Source organism: Streptomyces sp. NPDC058221 (genome assembly GCF_042882365.1).
Classification (GTDB): domain Bacteria; phylum Actinomycetota; class Actinomycetes; order Streptomycetales; family Streptomycetaceae; genus Streptomyces.
The window spans coordinates 24,602-43,302 of the sequence record NZ_JBHVWF010000029.1; the positions used below are offsets into that span (position 1 = coordinate 24,602).

General features: G+C 72.1%; 15 protein-coding genes. 5 read left to right on the forward strand and 10 right to left on the reverse strand.

Annotated elements, in window-relative coordinates; translation table 11 throughout:
- Positions 1 to 263 precede the first annotated feature (263 nt).
- Positions 264 to 1,310: an NlpC/P60 family protein gene (locus ACFVW8_RS12615; RefSeq protein ID WP_389688986.1), complete on the forward strand. Its 1,047-nt coding sequence runs from the start codon at positions 264 to 266 to the stop codon at positions 1,308 to 1,310.
- A gap of 42 nt (positions 1,311 to 1,352) precedes the next feature.
- Positions 1,353 to 2,126, forward strand: a complete 774-nt coding sequence (locus ACFVW8_RS12620; RefSeq protein WP_389688988.1) for a GNAT family N-acetyltransferase — start codon at positions 1,353 to 1,355, stop codon at positions 2,124 to 2,126.
- A 1-nt stretch (position 2,127) separates the two neighbouring features.
- On the opposite strand, the gene ACFVW8_RS12625 is transcribed toward ACFVW8_RS12620, so the two are convergent.
- Entirely contained in the window at positions 2,128 to 2,832 is a 705-nt protein-coding gene (locus ACFVW8_RS12625; RefSeq protein WP_389688990.1) for a LuxR C-terminal-related transcriptional regulator, read from the reverse strand.
- The gene (locus ACFVW8_RS12630; RefSeq protein WP_389688992.1) at positions 2,816 to 4,114 is read right to left on the reverse strand and encodes a PspC domain-containing protein; all 1,299 of its coding nucleotides are present in this window, start codon (positions 4,112 to 4,114) and stop codon (positions 2,816 to 2,818) included. The genes ACFVW8_RS12625 and ACFVW8_RS12630 overlap by 17 nt, the downstream gene beginning before the upstream one ends.
- Positions 4,115 to 4,318: 204 nt before the next feature.
- Between ACFVW8_RS12630 and ACFVW8_RS12635 the strand changes: the two genes are divergently transcribed.
- Positions 4,319 to 5,641, forward strand: a complete 1,323-nt coding sequence (locus ACFVW8_RS12635) for a PspC domain-containing protein (protein ID WP_389688994.1) — start codon at positions 4,319 to 4,321, stop codon at positions 5,639 to 5,641.
- Positions 5,628 to 5,891: a hypothetical protein gene (locus tag ACFVW8_RS12640; RefSeq protein WP_389688996.1), complete on the forward strand. Its 264-nt coding sequence runs from the start codon at positions 5,628 to 5,630 to the stop codon at positions 5,889 to 5,891. The genes ACFVW8_RS12635 and ACFVW8_RS12640 overlap by 14 nt, the downstream gene beginning before the upstream one ends.
- Here the strand turns inward: ACFVW8_RS12640 and ACFVW8_RS12645 are convergent.
- The 4 genes from ACFVW8_RS12645 to guaA form a co-directional block, all read right to left on the reverse strand.
- Positions 5,798 to 6,304: a DoxX family protein gene (locus ACFVW8_RS12645; RefSeq protein ID WP_389688998.1), complete on the reverse strand. Its 507-nt coding sequence runs from the start codon at positions 6,302 to 6,304 to the stop codon at positions 5,798 to 5,800. The genes ACFVW8_RS12640 and ACFVW8_RS12645 overlap by 94 nt on opposite strands.
- A 137-nt stretch (positions 6,305 to 6,441) precedes the next feature.
- Complete coding sequence (locus ACFVW8_RS12650; protein ID WP_389689000.1) at positions 6,442 to 7,707, reverse strand: hypothetical protein; 1,266 nt, start codon at positions 7,705 to 7,707, stop codon at positions 6,442 to 6,444.
- A 126-nt stretch (positions 7,708 to 7,833) separates the two neighbouring features.
- Entirely contained in the window at positions 7,834 to 8,604 is a 771-nt protein-coding gene (locus ACFVW8_RS12655; RefSeq protein WP_389689002.1) for a class II aldolase/adducin family protein, read from the reverse strand.
- A 185-nt stretch (positions 8,605 to 8,789) separates the two neighbouring features.
- A complete protein-coding gene (gene guaA / locus ACFVW8_RS12660; RefSeq protein ID WP_389689004.1) occupies positions 8,790 to 10,376 on the reverse strand; it encodes a glutamine-hydrolyzing GMP synthase in 1,587 nt (528 codons plus the stop codon).
- A 350-nt stretch (positions 10,377 to 10,726) separates the two neighbouring features.
- Between guaA and ACFVW8_RS12665 the strand changes: the two genes are divergently transcribed.
- Positions 10,727 to 11,029, forward strand: coding sequence for a chorismate mutase (locus ACFVW8_RS12665; RefSeq protein WP_389689006.1), 303 nt, complete (start codon positions 10,727 to 10,729; stop codon positions 11,027 to 11,029).
- A gap of 320 nt (positions 11,030 to 11,349) precedes the next feature.
- On the opposite strand, the gene ACFVW8_RS12670 is transcribed toward ACFVW8_RS12665, so the two are convergent.
- The 4 genes from ACFVW8_RS12670 to ACFVW8_RS12685 all read right to left on the reverse strand — a co-directional run bounded on the left by ACFVW8_RS12670 (position 11,350) and on the right by ACFVW8_RS12685 (position 18,695).
- On the reverse strand, positions 11,350 to 13,074 hold the full coding sequence (locus ACFVW8_RS12670) for a peptidase (RefSeq protein WP_389689008.1): 1,725 nt from the start codon (positions 13,072 to 13,074) through the stop codon (positions 11,350 to 11,352).
- 291 nt (positions 13,075 to 13,365) lie between these two features.
- Positions 13,366 to 15,207: a GMC family oxidoreductase N-terminal domain-containing protein gene (locus ACFVW8_RS12675; RefSeq protein WP_389689010.1), complete on the reverse strand. Its 1,842-nt coding sequence runs from the start codon at positions 15,205 to 15,207 to the stop codon at positions 13,366 to 13,368.
- Positions 15,208 to 15,254: 47 nt separating this feature from the next.
- The gene (locus tag ACFVW8_RS12680; RefSeq protein ID WP_389689012.1) at positions 15,255 to 16,883 is read right to left on the reverse strand and encodes a succinic semialdehyde dehydrogenase; all 1,629 of its coding nucleotides are present in this window, start codon (positions 16,881 to 16,883) and stop codon (positions 15,255 to 15,257) included.
- 147 nt (positions 16,884 to 17,030) lie between these two features.
- Positions 17,031 to 18,695, reverse strand: coding sequence for a serine/threonine-protein kinase (locus ACFVW8_RS12685; RefSeq protein WP_389689014.1), 1,665 nt, complete (start codon positions 18,693 to 18,695; stop codon positions 17,031 to 17,033).
- Between the last annotated feature and the right edge of the window lie 6 nt (positions 18,696 to 18,701).

Below are 18,701 nucleotides of genomic sequence, written 5' to 3' on the forward strand. Positions count from 1 at the left end.
GCAATTTTTCCTGTCATCCAGAAACAACTCAGCGCCAAATTCGGGCAATAAGCGTCATGACGACTCTTCCCCGTGTCCCGGGTTTAGCGTCCCTACCCAGGTGACCGGCTTCACCGCCGCTCCGCACCCGGACGGCGTCCTCCGGTCACCCCGCCGTGAGATCCGGCGGCGGGCCACTCCCCCTGTTGGTGACCCGCCGCAGGACCCGGGCGGGCCCGCCGGTAGGCCCCGACGGGCAGTCGACAGGAAGGACCCCCGCCCTCGTGGCCGCGCACCGGAAACCCAAGCAGCGCCTGTACACCGGCTCTGCTGCCCGCACCGCAGCGACACTCGCCCTCGCCGGGGCCGCGACCGCTGCCGCGCTGCCGGGATCCGCGCACGCCGACCCGACGCCCACCGCCGCCCAGGTCAAGGCCGAGGTGGGCCGGCTCTACCGGGAGGCGGAGGTCGCCACCGAGCAGTACAACGGTGCGAAGGAGAAGGCATCCACCACCGCCGAGTCCATCGACGCCCTGCGCGACGAGGCCGCCCGCAGGACCGAGCGGCTCAACGCCTCGCGCGATGAGCTGGGTGCGTACGCCGCCGCGCAGTACCGCTCGGGCGGCCTCGACCCGTCCGTGCAGCTGGCGCTCTCCTCGGACCCGGACCAGTACCTCCAGCGCGCCTCGTACGTGGAGCGCGCCGCCGACGGCCGGGCCGCCGAGATCCGTACCGTGCGGCGCCAGGTCGCCGAAGTGGCCCAGCTGCGCTCCGAGGCCGCGGGCCGGCTGACCGAGCTCACCGCCCGCCAGGCCGACCTGAAGAAGCACAAGGCGACGGTCCGGGCCAAGCTGTCCGAGGCCCGTAAGCTGCTCGCCCGCCTCTCCCCCGCCCAGCGCGCCGCGTACGACGCCTCGGACGGCGGCCGCGGCTCCGGCCACGCCGACCGCAGCGCCCCGCGCGGCTCCGGCCGCGCACCGAACGCCCGCGCCGCCGAAGCCGTCGCGTTCGCGTACGGAGCCCTCGGCAAGCCGTACGTCTGGGGCGCCACCGGCCCCTCCTCGTTCGACTGCTCCGGCCTCACCCAGGCCGCCTGGCGCTCCGCGGGTGTCTCGCTCCCCCGCACCACGTACACCCAGATCAACGCCGGCCGGCGGATCGGGAGGTCCGAACTCGCGCCGGGGGACCTGGTGTTCTTCTACTCGGGCGTCAGCCATGTCGGCCTCTACATCGGCAACGGCCGGATGATCCACGCCCCGCGCCCCGGGGCCCCGGTCCGTATCGCGCCGATCGACGAAATGCCCTTCGCCGGAGCGACCCGGGTGGCATAGGCTCCCGTCCTTCCTGCCCACCGGACCGAAGGACACCCGCACATGCCCATGGACGTCGACGTCCAGACCCATGCCCGCACGCTCACCCTCCGCTCCCCGGACCACGTCCGGGTCGGCCGGTTCGCCATCCGCTACAACCCGGACTGGTCGCTGAAGTACGCCAATTACGCCATCCCCGACCAGGGCGCGGATCCGACGCCCGGCGAACTCGCCGACCTGATCGCCGCCTTCCGCGAGCTGGACCGGATGCCGCGTCTGGAGTATCTGCCCGGCTGGGCGCCCGCGGTCGAACCCGCTCTGCTGGCCGCCGGGTTCACCGTCGAGAACCGGGCTCCGCTGCTGGCCTGTGCCCCGGGCGGTCTGCTGCCGCCGAAGCCGGTCGACGGCCTGGTGATGGCCGAACCCGCCACGGACGCGGAGTTCGACGCCGCGGCCCTCGTCCAGCACCTGGGCTACGGCGGCACGGGCGAACCGGAAGCCGGTACGGCCCAGTGGCTGCGCACCGCCGCGTCGGACGGCGGGGTCGCCGCCCTCGCCACCGTCGACGGCGTTCCGGCGGGCGCGGGCGGGTGTTCGGTGCCGGTCGACGGGCTCAGCGAGCTGGCCGGGCTCGCGGTCGCCGCGGACTTCCGCCGCCGCGGCATCGGGGCCGCCTTGTCCGTACACCTGACGGAGACGGCGTTCGCCCGGGGCTGCCGGGCCGTGTGGCTGGAGCCGGGCGACGCGGACGTGGAGCGGATCTACGCGGGCATCGGCTTCCGCAGGGTCGGCGAGAAGCTGAACATCTCGCTCGACCCCGACCGCGAAGACGTCTGACTCAGACCAGCCGCCGGGCCGTCGCCCACCGGGTCAGCTCGTGCCGGTTGGAGAGCTGGAGCTTGCGCAGCACCGCCGAGACGTGCGACTCGACCGTCTTCACCGAGATGAACAGCTGCTTGGCGATCTCCTTGTACGCGTAGCCGCGGGCGATCAGCCGCAGTACCTCGCGCTCGCGCTGGGTCAGCCGGTCGAGGTCCTCGTCGACCGGGGGCGCGTCCGTCGAGGCGAAGGCGTCGAGGACGAAGCCGGCCAGCCGGGGCGAGAACACGGCGTCGCCGTCCTGGACCCGGAACACCGAGTCGACCAGGTCGGTGCCGGTGATGGTCTTGGTGACGTAGCCCCGGGCGCCGCCGCGGATGACTCCGATGACGTCCTCGGCGGCGTCCGACACGGACAGCGCCAGGAAGCGCACCGGGTTCTCCACCGCGCCCATGAAGGGAGCGCAGCGGCGCAGCACCTCGACGCCGCCGCCGCCCGGGAGGTGGACGTCGAGGAGGACGACCTCGGGCCGGGTCGCCGTGATGACGGTGACCGCCTGGTCGACGTCGGCGGCCTCGCCGACGACCTCGACGCCGGTCTCCTCGGTGCGGCCGATCTCGGCCTGTACTCCGGTGCGGAACATCCGGTGGTCGTCGACGAGCACGACTCGTACCCGGCGCTCCGGGCCTTCGTGGCCCCCGGTCGCCTCAGTGGTCCCGTTCATCGCTCGTCCTCTCCATTTCCAGCTCGACTTCCGTGCCCCCGCCGGGCACCGAACGCAGCCGGGCGGTACCGCCGTTGCGCTGCATCCGGCCGATGATTGATTCTCGTACGCCCATTCTGTCCCCCGGCACGGAGTCCAGATCGAATCCCGGCCCCCGGTCGCGCACCGAGACGAAGACCGTGCGGCCCTCGACCTCCGCGTAGACCTGTACGGCGCCGCCCTCGCCACCGTACTTGGCGGCGTTGACCATCGCCTCGCGTGCGGCCTGCATCTGTGCGGTCAGCTTCTCGTCGAGGGGGCAGTCGCCGACGACGACGACCTCCAGCGGGACGCCGTGCTTGTCCTCGACCTCGGCGGCGGCGCGTTTGACGGCCTCGGCCAGGGTCTCCGGTTCGTCGTCCTCGTCCTTGCCGGTGCCCTCGGGGTTGTAGAGCCAGTTGCGCAGCTCCCGTTCCTGGGCGCGGGCCAGCCTGCGCACCTCGCCGGGCTCCTCCGCGTTGCGCTGGATCAGGGTGAGGGTGTGCAGCACGGAGTCGTGGACGTGAGCGGCGACCTCGGCCCGCTCCTGGGCCCTGATGCGCATCAGGCGTTCCTCGGAGAGGTCCTGGGTCATCCGTACGAGATAGGGCCCGGCCAGCAGGGCGATGCCGGTGAGCACCGCGATGGCCGCGGTGATGACGTTGCCGAGCTGGGCGGCGGAGCCGCGTACCACCATGAAGCCGGCCAGGCCCAGGCCGACCAGGGCGACGCCGGCGAGCGCCCGGGCCAGGTGCAGCACCCGGCGGCGGCTGCCGACCTCCATCCAGCGGGCCCGGCGGGCGTTGTCGGCCTGCCGCCACACCAGGACGGAACCGGCGCCGATGAGCAGCGTGGGCCAGATGTAGCGGTCGGCCTTGCTGCCCATGTCGACGTTGCCGACGAAGATCACGGCGCCGACGAGCAGCGCGACGAGGGCGAAGACCTGGCCGCGGTCGGGCTTGCGGAGCCGGCGTCTGCCGTCGGGCGCGGTCTCGAAGACGGACCTGGGGCTGTCCACGCCGCCGACGCCGAGCGGGACGACGATCCAGAACACGGCGTACAGGAGCGCGCCGAGACCGTCCGCGAAGAACAGCCCGAGGAAGACGAACCGCACCCAGGCGACCGGCAGCCCGAGGTGTCCGGCGAGGCCGCGTGCGACGCCGCCGAGCAGCCGCCCGTCGGCGCTGCGGTACAGCTTGCGCTGCGGCGGCTCCTCCGGGTCGGGGGTGAGGGAGCTGGCGGCTCGGGTGGTGGCGGCTGGCATGAACCGATCGTCACACGCGCGGGCGAGTGGTGGCATCAGGGTCGGCCCCCACTTCGACCCTGAGAGCCGGGACGCGGACGGAACCGGGGGGCCGGGGGGCCGGGGCGGGGATGCGGCCCCCTCAGGGTCCGGCGGGCCAATATCAGGGATCGGCCAGGGTCGGGCCGGGTGCCGGACGGGCCGGGCGCCCGTCACCATGGAGCCATGACCGTTCCCCAGGATGCGCCGCCCGGCGCCGCACCGCCCGCAGGGCCCGGCCCCCGGCTGCGGCGGAGCCCGCGGCAGAAGATGGTGGCCGGGGTATGCGGCGGACTCGGCCGGTACTGCGACGTCGACCCGGTGATCTTCCGGATCGTGCTCGGTGTGCTCTCCGTGACCGGCGGTCTCGGGCTGATCTTCTACGGCTTCGCGTGGCTGCTGGTTCCGCTGGAGGACGAGGAGGAGAACGAGGCGCGCCGGCTGCTGTCGGGCCGGGTCGAGGGGGCGTCGCTGATCGCGGTGCTGCTGGCGCTGGTCGGCTGCGGTGTGTTCCTGTCCATGCTGAGCAACGGCGGCACGCTGGCGTTCTCCGCGATGCTGTCCGTCGCCGTGATCGGTTTCTCGGTCTGGACGCAGCACCGCAGGACGGCCGATCCGCAGGGCCCGCTCAATCCGGCGGCCGCGCAGGCCGTGTCGGACGCGCCGCCCGAGGTCAAGGCGCCGCCGCGGCCGAACAGCCCGTCCTGGTGGCGGGACCCGATCATCAAGGACGGCACATCGGGGCCGGTGGGCCCCGGCTATCTGTGGGGGCCGGCCGACACGACGATGGACAGCCGGGCGGCCGGGCCGCGCGGGGCGACGGCGAATGCCCCGTTCCGGGCGCCCCGCCCGCCTCGGGAGAAGGCGCGCCAGGGGCCGACCTCCATCGCCGGTGGTGTCTTCCTGCTCGCACTGGTGGCGGGCGGTCTTGGCACGGGGCTGGGCTGGGACTCCCAACCGCTCGGCACGAGTCTGCAGATCGGTCTGGCCGCCGCACTCGCGGTGTTCGCTGCCGGGCTGCTGGTCAGCGCCTTCCTCGGCCGGACCGGTTTCGGCACGATCCTGCTCGCGGTGATCACGGCGGGTCTGCTGGCGGGCGCGTCCGCGCTCCCCAAGGACATCCCCACCAGATGGGTGCGTGAGGAGTGGCGGCCGGCGACGGTCGCCGCCGTGCAGCCGCGTTACGAGGTGGCCTCCGGAATGGCGGAGCTCGACCTCAGCCGGATCGCCGTCCCCAAGGGCGACACGGTCAGGACCCGGGTGGAGGTCCGGGCGGGCCGGGTCCTGGTGCACGTTCCGAAGACCGTCACCGTGAAGGTGCACGCGCGGACGGACCTCGGCGTGATCATGCTGCTGGACGGCCGGCGCAGAGTCGATGTGGACATCCGTTCCTCGCAGAACGAACATCAGACACTGCGGCCGGCCGAGGGCAGCAAGCCGGGCGGCACGGTCGAGCTGGATCTGGAAGCCGGTTTCGGACAGGTGGAGGTCAACCGTGCTGCGTCATGAGATCCGGCCGGGACGGGCCGTGGCGGGCCTGGTGATGCTGGGCCTGGCTGCCGGTTACGCAGCCGATGCCGCGGGCCTCTGGAACGCCCCGCTGGTGTTCTTCGTCGCGCTGTTCGCCGGCGGCCTCGGGATCGCCGTGCTGACGACCTGGGTGGCCTACCGGATCCGGCGCCGGCGCGGCGGGAGCACGCCGTCCACCGAGAACGACGTGGCCCCGCCGAGCAGCAGCGGCAGCCAGGCCATGAGGTAGATCAGGTCGTTGCCGAGGTAGTACGGCTCGGTCCCCCAGCTGACGGTCAGCCACAGGCTCAGCGAGATCAGCGCACCGCCGAGTGCGGCGATCCTGGTCCACAGGCCGAGGAGCGTGCCGATCCCGACGAGGAGTTCACCGATCGCGATGGCGTAGCCGAAGCCGGACGGGCTCTTGAGCGCGAGGTCGACGAGGGCCGGGATCGCGGCGGAGTCACGGACCGCGTTCATCGTCTCGCCGATGGAGCCGGTGCCGGCGGTGTGGAAGAAGGCGCTGTCGGTCAGCTTGTCGAGCCCGGCGTAGACGAAGGTGACCCCGAGGAAGATCCGCAACGGCAGCAGGGCGTGCTCCCGTGCCAGCTCCCGCAGGCTCTTCGGCTCGCCCAGCCCGCGCCCGTTCATGCCGTAGTGCATGGTTGTCCCGCCTCCCGCGGCCCCGCGGCGGACCGCCCGGTCCCGCCCACAGAGCCATTCGACCCTCGCCGGACCGTTCGACCCGTCACCAGACCCTACGGCCTTCCGCGTGGCCGGCTCCCGGGGCCCCGAAGGCCCTAGTCCGTCACGTCGATCTCGACCCGGTTCGACTCCGTGCCGGCCGCAGTGACCACCTGTACGTCGACCACTCCCGGCTCCACCTCCACCGGCACCGGCACGGTCAGCACGGTGTCGGTCGGGTTGGCGAAGCCGCCGGGGACCGGGACCAGCGGTACGTGGACGTGGACCGGGCCGATCCGGACGACCATGCGGGCCAGCCGGTCGGGGGCCCCGGCGCCGGGCGGGACGAAGCCCGCGCCACGGATCTCGATGTCGTCGCCGGTACGGATCGGGGCGTCCAGATCGCCGGCCTCACGGGCCCTGACCACCGACAGCACCACCGGCCGGCCGGACTCGGTGTACTTCCCGGCGAAGTACACCGCCGCGGAGACGGCCACCAGCAGGGCAAGCCCCCAGGGAAGGTCGGGAAGTTGCTCGGGCCGACGGGCGAGCCGGACCCCGGCGAAGACCACGGCGACGGTGGACACCAGCACGTAACTCACATCGGCGAAGCCGCCGCGCCCGGAGTCGTCGGTCAGCAGATCGGCGGCGCGCGGCCGGTCGGCCCGCAGCTTCTGCAGCCGCCCGGACAGCACCCGTACGCTCACCACCCGCCGGACCACCACGGCGATGGCGCACACCAGCGCCAGCACCGTGACCACGCCGGCGCCGCGCGCCAGGTCCAGGCCCTCGATCAGCTCGTCGCGCTGCGCGTGGCCGGAGGCGACCGCCAGCTGGAGCGCGAGGACGAGCACGGCGAAGACCGCGAGCAGCACCCAGGACGCGGCGACCGCGCGGGAGGTGGAGAGCCGGTTGTCCTCGCCGATCAGCGGGGCGAGGAGGCCGCCACGCGCCCGGTGGACGTGGGCGGCCGCGGTGAGCAGCCCCGCGGTGACGAGTCCGGCGACCAGGCCGGCGGTCCGGGCATGGCTCCAGCCCGCCCCGATGGCGGTCGCGGCCTCGACGACGGCCAGTACGGCGACGGCGCCCCACACGATGACCAGGGTGCGCTGCCACACCCGGTACAGCCAGGCGTCGCCCGCCTCCCGGCCGCGGTCGGCGACCGTGCGGGCGGACTGGGTGAGCTCGTCCGAGACCCACTGCCTGGTCGCGGAGGCGGACTGGGCGACCCCGGTGGGCAGCCCCTGGCCCGCGGCGAGTTCGTCCCGCTTGGCCAGGAACGCCGCTACCGCGCGCCGGTGCCCCTCACCCGCTCCGTGCGGGCAGTCACCGCACGTACAGCTTCCGCCGTGCGTGCCTTGTCGTGCCTCGTCCAACGCCACGGAGAACGCCGCCCTTTCCCGCCCCGGTACAACTGTCGCTCAATCCAACTCAGCTGTGATTGCTGCGAATTGTGCCGTACGGGACGGGCTGCTCCCGCATCGGGGCGCACCGGGCGGGTGGGATCGTCAGAACGTTCGAGCGATGCGCTGCCACTGGGGCTGGTAGTTGATCCAGGCGACCAGGTCGCTGCCGAGCTGTTCCCGGGTGGCGACCGCGTCCCGGTGCTCGATCAGCACGGGCTTCCCGGCCGCCCGCGCGGCCAGCTGCACCTGGCAGGACCGCTCCATGGTGAGGAACCACCAGGCCGCCGCGTCCACCGAGTCGCCCACGGTCAGCAGCCCGTGGTTGCGCAGGATGACCGCCTTGCGGCCGCCGAGCGCCGCCGCGATCCGGCGCCCCTCGTCCTCGTCCACGACGACGCCGGTGTACGCGTCGTAGAGGGCGTGGTCCTCGTAGAAGGCGCAGGACTCCTGTGTGATCGGCTCGATGAGCTCCCCCAGCGCGGCCAGCGCGCGGCCGTGCACGGAGTGGGTGTGCGCGACGGCCACGACGTCCGGGCGGGCCCGGTGCACCTGGGCGTGGACGGCGAACGCCGCCTGGTTGACGTGGTGGCGCCCCTCGACGACCTGGCCCTCCCCGTTCACCAGGATCAGCTCTTCCGGCCGCAGCCCCCCGAAGGGGGCGCCGAACGGGTTGACCCAGAAGCAGTCGTTGAATTCGGGGTCGCGGGCCGTGATGTGCCCGGAGACGCCGTCCTCGTACCCGTACTCACCGAACAGCCGCAACGCCCCGGCCAGCCGTTCCTTGCGGTATGCGCGCTCCTCGCCGGCGGTGGCGTGCACGGGCGGCATCGCGAAGTGGAGCTGCTCCACGGGTATGGGTGTGGGCTCGGGCATGGCGGCTCCTCGTGGCTCCCAGGCATACGGGATCAGGCATACGGATCAGGCGTACGGGATCGGAAGTTACCGCCGGTTGCCGCAGGTGACCAGAGGAATGGGCCACCGATTCGCGGCGGGAACGCGGCGATGCCGCCGCCCGTGGGAACGGACGGCGGCATCGGCACGGAGCAGGGTGGGGTTGGTTACTCCCACTCGATGGTGCCCGGGGGCTTGCTCGTCACGTCGAGGACGACGCGGTTGACGTCGGCGACCTCGTTGGTGATGCGGGTGGAGATCTTGGCGAGGGTCTCGTACGGCAGGCGGGACCAGTCCGCCGTCATGGCGTCCTCGGAGGAGACCGGACGCAGCACGATCGGGTGGCCGTAGGTGCGGCCGTCGCCCTGGACACCGACGCTGCGGACGTCCGCGAGGAGGACCACCGGGCACTGCCAGATGTCACGGTCCAGGCCGGCCGCGGTCAGCTCCTCGCGGGCGATGGCGTCGGCATCGCGCAGCAGGTCGAGCCGCTCCTTGGTGACCTCGCCGACGATCCGGATACCGAGACCGGGGCCGGGGAAGGGCTGGCGCTGGACGATCTCGTCCGGCAGGCCCAGCTCCTGACCGACCATCCGGACCTCGTCCTTGAACAGCTGGCGCAGCGGCTCGACGAGCTGGAACTCGATGTCGTCGGGGAGCCCGCCCACGTTGTGGTGGGACTTGATGTTGGCGGTGCCGGTGCCGCCGCCGGACTCGACGACGTCCGGGTAGAGCGTGCCCTGGACGAGGAAGGCGACCTCGGGGCCGTCCTCCTGGAGGATCTCCAGCTGGGCCTGCTCGAAGACGCGGATGAACTCGCGGCCGATGATCTTCCGCTTCTGCTCCGGGTCGGACACACCGGCCAGGGCGTCGAGGAAGCGCTTCTCCGCGTCGACGACCTTCAGCTTCGCGCCGGTCGCGGCCACGAAGTCCTTCTCGACCTGCTCCGTCTCACCCTTGCGCATCAGCCCGTGGTCGACGTACACGCAGGTCAGCTGGGAGCCGATGGCCTTCTGCACAAGGGCCGCGGCGACCGCCGAGTCCACACCGCCGGAAAGCCCGCAGATGGCGCGCTTGCTGCCGACCTGCTCGCGGATCAGGGCGACCTGCTCCTCGACGACGTTGGTGGTCGTCCAGTTCGGCTCGATGCCGGCACCGCGGTACAGGAAGTGCTCCAGGACCTGCTGCCCGTGCGTGGAGTGCAGGACCTCCGGGTGGTACTGGACGCCGTACAGCTTCTTCTCGTCGTTCTCGAAGGCGGCGACCGGCACGACGTCGGTGGACGCGGTGACGGTGAAGCCCTCGGGGGCGGCGGAGCAGGCGTCGCCGTGCGACATCCACACCGACTGCTCGGACGGCGTGCCCTCGAAGAGGGTCGAGCCGGCCTTGGAGACGGCGAGCGCGGTACGGCCGTACTCACGGGCACCGTTGTCGTCGACGGTGCCGCCGAGCGTCGTGGCCATCAGCTGGAAGCCGTAGCACATGCCGAAGACGGGAACCCCGGCCTCGAACAGCGCGCGGTCGAGCGAGGGCGCGCCCTCGGCGTACACGGAGGACGGGCCGCCCGACAGGATGATCGCGCGCGGGTTCTTGGCCAGCATCTCGGCCACCGGCATCGTGGAGGGCACGATCTCGCTGTAGACCCGGGCCTCACGGACGCGGCGGGCGATGAGCTGGGCGTACTGCGCGCCGAAGTCGACAACGAGGACCACGTCGGTGGTGGTGTCGGGGGCGGCGGGGGGTGCTGCTGGCACGGGGCGGCCTTCCGGCGGTGGAGAGGGGGTCGGTCCTCCCGATTCTACCGGCGGCCGGGAGCACCTCTTCTCGCACCGGGCGCGGGGCGGGCCCCCGCACCGGGGTGCGGCTGTCTCAGCATCCGGGCCGCGCGTTGGCTCCCGCCCCGCGCCCGGTCCATACTGTCGGCATGCTTCAGCACACGACCTTCGTCTTTACCTATGGCAACCGGCCCGCCGGCTGCCATGGTCGTGCTGCTTGAGCAACTGACAAGCAACGTTCCAGGCGCCCCGGGCCGACAGGCCCGGGGCGTTTCGGCGTTCCGGGCCCGGTCGGCCGGCGGGAGCCGCACCCCACCGGGAGACCCACCATGAGCAGCACCGCAGCCGCCCGCACCGCCACCGAGGTGACCGGCGCGCACACCGACGAGGCCGCGTCCCTGATCGGCGACGCCCGGTCGCGCATCGACACCCTCGACGACCGGATCATCGGTCTCGTCCAGGAACGGATGGCGGTCTCCTCGGTCATCCAGGAGGCCCGGATCACCTCCGGGGGCCGCCGGGTGAACCTCTCCCGCGAGATGGAGATCCTCGGCCAGTACCGGGACGCGCTCGGCAGGCCCGGCACCTCCCTGGCGATGACCCTGCTGGAGCTGTGCCGCGGCCGCGTGTGACGCACCGCAGGTCAGGCGCCCCAAGGGGCGGCAGGGCTGTAAGGGCGTATCCCAGTTCGGGCGGACTCTCACCCGTACGGCGCGTGACCGGGCCCGGCACGGCTTCGTTGGTCCCGGTGTCCGTGCCAGCCAGGGGCGGCTGAGTGAAGAAACCACGCGTGGCTCCGCCGGGGCGTGTGGCGTACTGCATGTACGCCGTGGGACCGCGCACCGGCGTGCGTGACCGGTCGGCAGGGGACAGCAGCCCGGTCACCCGCATACGGCCGCCTCCGGGGACGCCTGGAGGCGGCCGTATCTGCGTCCGGCCGGCTCCCCGCCCGCTACCGGGCCGCGCGCCGCCGCGCCGTCAGGTACAGCACGCCGCCCGCCAGCAGCGCGGCCGCCGCCGCGGCCGCGGCCGTCAGCGCCGTCGTGCCGGTGGCGGCCAGACCGCCGCCCGAACCCGCCGAACCGGTCGAAGCCGTGGAGCCCGTCGCGGACGAGCCGTCCGCCGTGGCACCGCCGTCGCCGCCGGAACCGCCCGCCGAGCCGCCCGTGGTGGAGGAGCCGTCGGGGGAGCCCGAGGTCGCGGCTCCCGTACTCCCGGTTCCGGAGCCGCCCGGGCCGTCGGCGTTCAGGACGAAGGCCGCGGTGTTGTTCTCCCGCTTCGGGTCGAACGGCAGCAGCGGGTCCTGCAGCCGAACGTTGCGGACGACGACCGCGCCGGAGGCACCCGCGACGACCTCGGTGACCTTCATATCGAAGTGCAGCGCGAAGTACTGGTCCTCCCCGAAGGCCGTCGCCGTCTCGCAGAGATAACGCGGTGCGCCGGTCTGCTCCTTGCGGTACTGCCCGTCGGCCGTGACGCCCCGGCAGCTGCCGGGCCATTCGGTGACCGAGGCCCCGTCGGGGACGGTGAAGTCGAGGGTGGCGACGGGGTCGCCGGAGCGCAGGTCGGCGATCCAGGCCGGCCCCTCGTTGTGGAAGCCGATATTGGCCTCGACCCTGCTGCCCCGCACGCCCCTCGCCGAATCGCCGTCGGCCACGAAGTCGGCGGTGTTCGCCGTGCTGAAGTCGGTCTCCTGCTGGTTGTCACCCGGGTTCAGATCGGCGGAGCGGGCGGTGGGGAGCTCCTTCAGGGTGAGCACGTTCCCCTTGGCGCCCGGCGAGAAGCGTGCACCGGCCCGCTCGGCGGCCAGCGCGGCCGGGCCGCCCTCGTCGACCCGGTAGACGAGGCTGTCCCGGTAGGCGCGCTGTGTGGCCCGGAGCGTCAGCGGTTCGGCGAGCTCGTAGGTGGCGCCCGCCTCGTAGCTGCCTTCGACCGAGCAGCGTGCGGTGGTCCGGACAGGGACGCCCTGACCTGCGTCGTCCTCCCGGTACTCGCAGTTCTGGTACCGCTCGGTGAACTCGATGCCGTGCGTGTACACGAGGGTGAGCAGCACGCCTTCGGCGGCGCGGCTGCCGTTGTTGGAGAAGGCGAGCGTGACCGGCTGGGTGCCGCCCGGCTTCAGTTCCTGCTTCAGCGGGGCCCGCTCCATCACCAGGTCGGGGCCTCCGACACCGATCCTGGTGGAGAACGGGGTGAAGGTCGCTCCGTCCGCCGTACCGGTGACCCGGATGCTGCCGGAGTCCCCGTCCTCGCTGCCCTCGGCGGCGGTGACACGGAGTTCGGGCAGCGGGTTCGCTCCCGGCCGGACACCCGAGCCGTGGCAGACGCCGGTGGTGCCGGTGATCGCGCAGTCCGCGCCGCCCTGCTCGCCGAAGACGGCGTCGGCGACGCCCGCGATCCCGCTGAGGTCGAAGGTCACGGTGTACTCGCCGTCGAAACCGCCGTGCTCCTCATCCTGGGACGGGTTGTCGACGGTGACGGCGACGGAGGCCTGCCGCGGCTCCCCGTTCGCCGGGTACGGGTACAGGGCGGTAGCGGCGGGCCCGCCGAAGCCCAGGACGGGTTCACCGGCGTGGGCGGGGGCGGCCAGGACGAACGCTCCGGCGGCCAGCAGGCCGACGGCGGCGAGACTTCCCGCGGCGCGGCGCAGAGCGGCTCTCGGGGTCGTGCTTGTCATCGCGGGACCTTCTGAGGGGGGCGTCGGAACTGTGCGGCCGCTGTGGCAGCGGTACGAGTTCGACCCCGGGGCCGTACGAAGAGTTGCGCGGACCCAGGTCACGGATTGAGCACAGCCTCAGACGTGAGCGGCGTCACATAAGAATTCTGTGAGTCCCAGGACAACCATCGGGACGCCTTGCAGGTCATGCATGCGGAACCACCGGTCACATCCGTAACTCGGCTTCACCGGTAGAGCGTGAGGGGCTGCACTCGGAGGGGGGTGCAGCCCCTTCTGCTGTTCCGTGCCTGGTCAGGCCTTGCCCGCCTTGCCCGCGTTCTTCGGCGGTACCGCCGGCATCCCGAGGAACGGCAGCCTCAGCGCGCCGAACGCCTCCTTCGGAACGGCCGGCGCCTGCGGCTCGACCGCCGCCAGCCGCTCGTAGGCCTCGCCCGGCGCCGGGCGCGGGTCCTGCTCGCCCTTGTTCGGCCAGAAGGACATGGCCCGTTCGGCCTGCGCGGTGATGGTCAGCGAAGGGTTGACGCCGAGGTTGGCGGAGACCGCCGAACCGTCGACCACCGAGATGCCCGGGTGTCCGTGGAGCCGGTGGTACGCGTCGATCACCCCGTCATCGGCGCTCACGCCGATCGGGCAGCCGCCGAGGAAGTGCGCGGTGAGCGGGGTGCCCATCAGTTCGCCGATGTTGGAGCCGGGGAAGCCGTTGATCTCGTCGGCCAGCAGCGAGGCGCTCCGGGTCGCCTCGGAGATCTGGGTCGGGTTGGGGGCGCCGTGCCCCTGCCGGGCGGTGAGCAGCCCCTTCCCGATGCCGCTGGGCTTGCGGTACGCGGTGAGGGAGTTGTCCAGCGACTGCATGACGAGCCCGATGATGGTCCGCTCGGACCAGCGCCGGTTGGAGAGCGAGCGGACGGCGAGCGTCGGGTGCTTGGCGATGTTGCCGAGCCATGCCAGTACCCGGTGGGTGCTGTACGGGACCTGGAGGATGGTCATCCCGCCCATCGCGTTGGATCCCTTGCCGTAGCGGACCGGTTCGATGTGGGTGTTCTCGTCGGGGTGGATCGACGAGGTGATGGCGACGCCCTTGGTGAAGTCGGCCTTGCCGCCGTGCTTCTTGCGGTAGCGCCGGTCGGAGGTCTGCGCTCCGACGAGCCCTTCGGAGTTGGTCCGGGTCAGCTCGCCGAGCCGGGAGGAGACCCGGGGCAGCAGTCCACGGTCCTTCATCGTATGCAGCAGGGTCTGGGTTCCGTACGTACCGGCCGCCACGACCACCTTGCGGGCGCGCAGCCGCGCCGGCTTCGCCTTCCTGCGGCGGTCGGTCGGGACGGTGGTGACACGGTAGCCGCCCTCCGGGTCGTCGGTGATCCCGACGACGGAGGTCATCGGGTGGATGACCGCGCCGGCCTTCTCGGCGAGGTGGAGGTAGTTCTCGTTGAGGGTGTTCTTCGCCCCGTGCCGGCAGCCCGTCATGCATTCGCCGCACTCCGTGCAGGCCTTGCGGGCGGGGCCGGCACCGCCGAAGTACGGGTCGGCGACCGTGCCGCCGGGCTTCGCCCTCGTCGTACCGTCGGCGTCCTTGCCGTCACCGAAGAAGACGCCGACCGGGGCCAGATGGAAGGTGTCGCCGACGCCCATGGCCTCGGCGACCGCCTTCAGATGGACGTCCGACGGTGTCGTCGTCGGGTTGAGCCGGACGCCGAGCATCCGCTGGGCCTGGTCGTAGTACGGCTTCAGCTCGTCCTGCCAGTCGGTGATGTGCGCCCACTGCTGGTCCTCGAAGAACGGCGTCGGGGGCACGTACAGCGTGTTGGCGTAGTTCAGCGAGCCACCGCCGACCCCCGCGCCGGCCAGCACCATGACGTTGCCGAGCAGGTGCACCCGCTGGATGCCGAAGAGGCCCAGGGCGGGGGCCCAGAGGTAGTTCTTCAGGTCCCAGGAGTTCTTGGGCAGGGTGCCGGGGCTGAACCGGCGCCCCGCTTCCAGGACGCCGACCCGGTACCCCTTCTCGGTCAGCCGCAGGGCCGAGACCGCGCCGCCGAAGCCCGAACCGACGACCAGTACGTCGTAGTCGTACGCGGCGTCGTCGTCGGCCGAGCCGGCCGGTCCGGCCTGGTTCTGGGCAGGGCTGTCCTGGGACATGGCTCTCCTCGGTACGAAAAGGACAGAAATGCTGCGCCGGTGGGGGGTCAGCGCAGGTGGAACGCCTTCATCGCCTTCAGGCTGCGGCTCATGAAGGCCGCGTACTTCTCGTCGTCCATCCCGAAGGACGGGGCGAGCGGGATCAGCCGCTGCTGGGCGACCGTCTGGGCCTCGGTGTACTTGAGGATGCCCTCGGAGCCGTGCCTGCGGCCGAGGCCGGATTCCTTCATGCCGCCCATCGGGGACTGCACACTGCCGTACGCGGGGGCGTAGCCCTCGTTGATGTTGACCGTGCCGGTCCGCAGCCGGGCGGCGACCTGGTGGCCGCGCCTGCTGTCCTTGGTCCAGACACTGGAGTTGAGACCGTACGGGGTGGCGTTGGCGAGGCCGATGACCTCGTCCTCGTCACTGAACCGGTAGAGGGAGACGACCGGCCCGAAGGTCTCCTCGGTGCAGACGGCCATCGGCGCCTCGACGCCGTCGAGGATGGTCGGCTCGTAGAAGAGCGGGCCGATGTCGGGGCGGGCGACGCCGCCCGCGACGAGCTTGGCGCCCTTCTCGACGGCTTCCGCGACATGCCGGCTGACGGTCTCCAGCTGGCGTTCGCCGACCAGCGATCCCATATCGGCCCCGTAGGCCAGGGAGTTGCCGAGCCGCATCGCCTTCGTCCGGGCGGCGAACCGCTCCACGAAGGCGTCGGCGACGGACTCGTGGACGTACAGCCGCTCGATGGAGATGCAGAGCTGGCCGGCGGAGGAGAAGCAGGCCCGGACGGCGCCGGCGGCGGCCTTCTCCACGTCGGCGTCCTTCAGGACCAGCATCGCGTTCTTGCCGCCGAGCTCCAGCGAGACGCCGACCAGCCGGGCCGCGGCGCCCTGGGCGACCTCGCGGCCGGTGCGGGTGGAGCCGGTGAACGAGACGTAGTCGGCGTGCTTGACGATCTCGGGGCCGACGACGGGTCCGTCGCCGAGCACGACCTGGAACACCTCGGCCGGAAGCCCGGCCTCGATCAGCAGGTCACGGGCCCACAGTGCGGTCAGCGCGGTCTCCGTGTCCGGCTTCATCACCACCGCGTTGCCGGAGACGAACGCGGGCAGGGCATCGCCGACGGACAGCTCCAGCGGGTAGTTCCAGGGCGCGATCTGACCGATGACCCCACGCGGCTGGCGCAGCTCGGTGACCTTGGTGAGGGTCGGTACGACACCGGTGTGCCGCTTGGGCCGCAGATACGAGGCGGCCTTGCGTCCGTAGTGCCGGGCGGCGACGGTGACCGCCTGCACCTCCTCGTGGGCGTGCAGCCGGGCCTTGCCGGTCTCCAGCTGGATGAGGTCGAGGACCTCGGACTGTCGGCCGAGGACGAGATCGTGGAAGCGCAGCAGCACGGCGGCCCTGGCGCGGACGGGCAGCGCGGCCCAGGCGGGCTGGGCCGCACGGGCCCGCCCGAAGGCCGTCGCCACGTCCTCGGGGGTGGACTCCGGCAGGTCGGCCAGCTTCTCCCCGGTGAACGGGGTGTGGTTGGCCGTACGGCCTGCGCCCACGACGTCACGGGTCAGCTGGGCGATCACCTCGGGGGTCACCACATCGGCGGCCGTGCGCACGCCCGCGGGCGCTGCCGCCACCGGGTTGGTGCCGACACCGGCGGCGGAGGTGGGCGTGGAGGCCTGCGAGTCCGTCATGAGGGCGAGAGTACGTCCAGCCGGATGCTTTGGGTACCCGTGGGTAACAGCTTTTCACAGTCCCCACAACAGGCCTGCTCAGGGACCCACTGATCGAGCCAGTGTCTACTGGCTACATAAGTGCTGATCAGCGGCTATCTTCGGGCGTCAGCCGCTGTCTCCCGGGGCGCGCCAGCCTCGCAGCATGGTGTTGAACTGGTCCCGGGTGGTGTCCCAGTCCGCTGCCGGACCCGTCATGTACAGCGCGTATTCCGGGCCGCCGTCGTCCGCGTAGTACATCTGGTCGATGGCGTGCCGCGGCTCGCCGGGCTTCTCGGTCCAGGTGAACTCCCAGAGCGAGCCGTCGTGGTCACGGTAGGCGTTGGCCTGCATGCCCAGGTTCCGGTAGTCCGGCAGCCGCTTCTGCAGACCCGCTTCCAGGTTCTTCATGTGCAGCAGCGGGTTCTCGAAGTCGGGTGCCTCGTCGACGCTGATGCGCAGGTAGTGCACACCGTTGTCCGGGGTGTAGTCGGTGTACGTCTCGGCCGGCTTGCGCACCCAGCCGTCCGGTACGACGACGGTGAACCCCGCGGGGTCCTGCGCGCGGTGCCAGCCGTCCGGTACGTCCTTCTTCGTCGGATCGGGCTTCGGCGAGGGTTTCTTCGACGGCTTCTGCTTCCCCGCCTCCGGCGAAGCCGTGTCCCCTGCGCCGGTGCCGCCGCTCACGCTGCCGCTCTCCGAGTGGCCGCGGTACTTCATCGCGACGATCCCCGCACCGCCGCCGATCAGCGCGGCCAGGGCGATGACCAGGATCGCCGTGCGCCACCGGCTGCGGCGGCGCCGGGTCGTCACCGGCGCGGTCCCGGGGGCCTGGGCGGGGCCCGGCCCGGGATAGGGCAGTTGGGCCGTGCCGCCGGTCGCTCCCTCGGCGCCGAGCCCGTTCAACAGCTCGTCCGGCACCCGCTGCGTCGGGACGAATTCCTGGGCCGCCCGGGGCTGGCGCCCCTCCATGGCCTCCAGCAGCATCCGTTCCGTCTCCGCGGCCGACGGCCGCTCCGCGGGTTCCTTGCGGAGCAGCGCGGTGATGACGGGGCCGAGCGCACCGGCCCGGACGGGCGGCTGGGGTTCCTCGGCGACGACGGCCTGCATGGTGGATATCGGGGAGGTGCGGCGGAACGGCGAAGTGCCCTCGACCGCGGTGTACAGCGTGGCGCCCAGCGACCACAGGTCGGATGCGGGGCCCGGATCGCCGCCGCGCACCCGCTCGGGTGCCAGATAGTCGATGGAGCCGACCAGTTCACCGGTCCTGGTGATGGTCGAGTCGCCCTCTATCGCGGCTATCCCGAAGTCGGTGAGCAGCACCTGGCCGTCCCGGGCGAGCAGCACGTTGCCCGGCTTCACATCGCGGTGCAGCACTCCGGCACTGTGCGCGGCGCGCAGCGCGCCCAGCACATGGAGGCCGATCCTGGCGGCCTCGCGGGGCTCCACCTCGCCGGATTCCTTCGCGGCGTCGGCGAGTGACGGCCCGTCGACGTACTGCATGACGATCCACGGCCGGTTGTCGTACTCGATGACGTCGTGGACGGTGACCACGCCGGGGTGGGTGATGCGGGCTGCGGCGCGGGCCTCCTTCTGGGTGCGGGCGTGCAGCACCACCCGGTCCGCCTCGGCCACGTACAGCCCGGCAGTCAGCTCCTTGACGGCGACGGTGCGGTGCAGCACCTCGTCGTGCGCCCGCCAGACCTTGCCCATGCCGCCGCGCCCGAGGACTTCGCCCAGTCGGTATCGCCCGGCCAGCACCAGTCCTGCGTCCGTGCTCTGTGATCGATCCACGTGTCC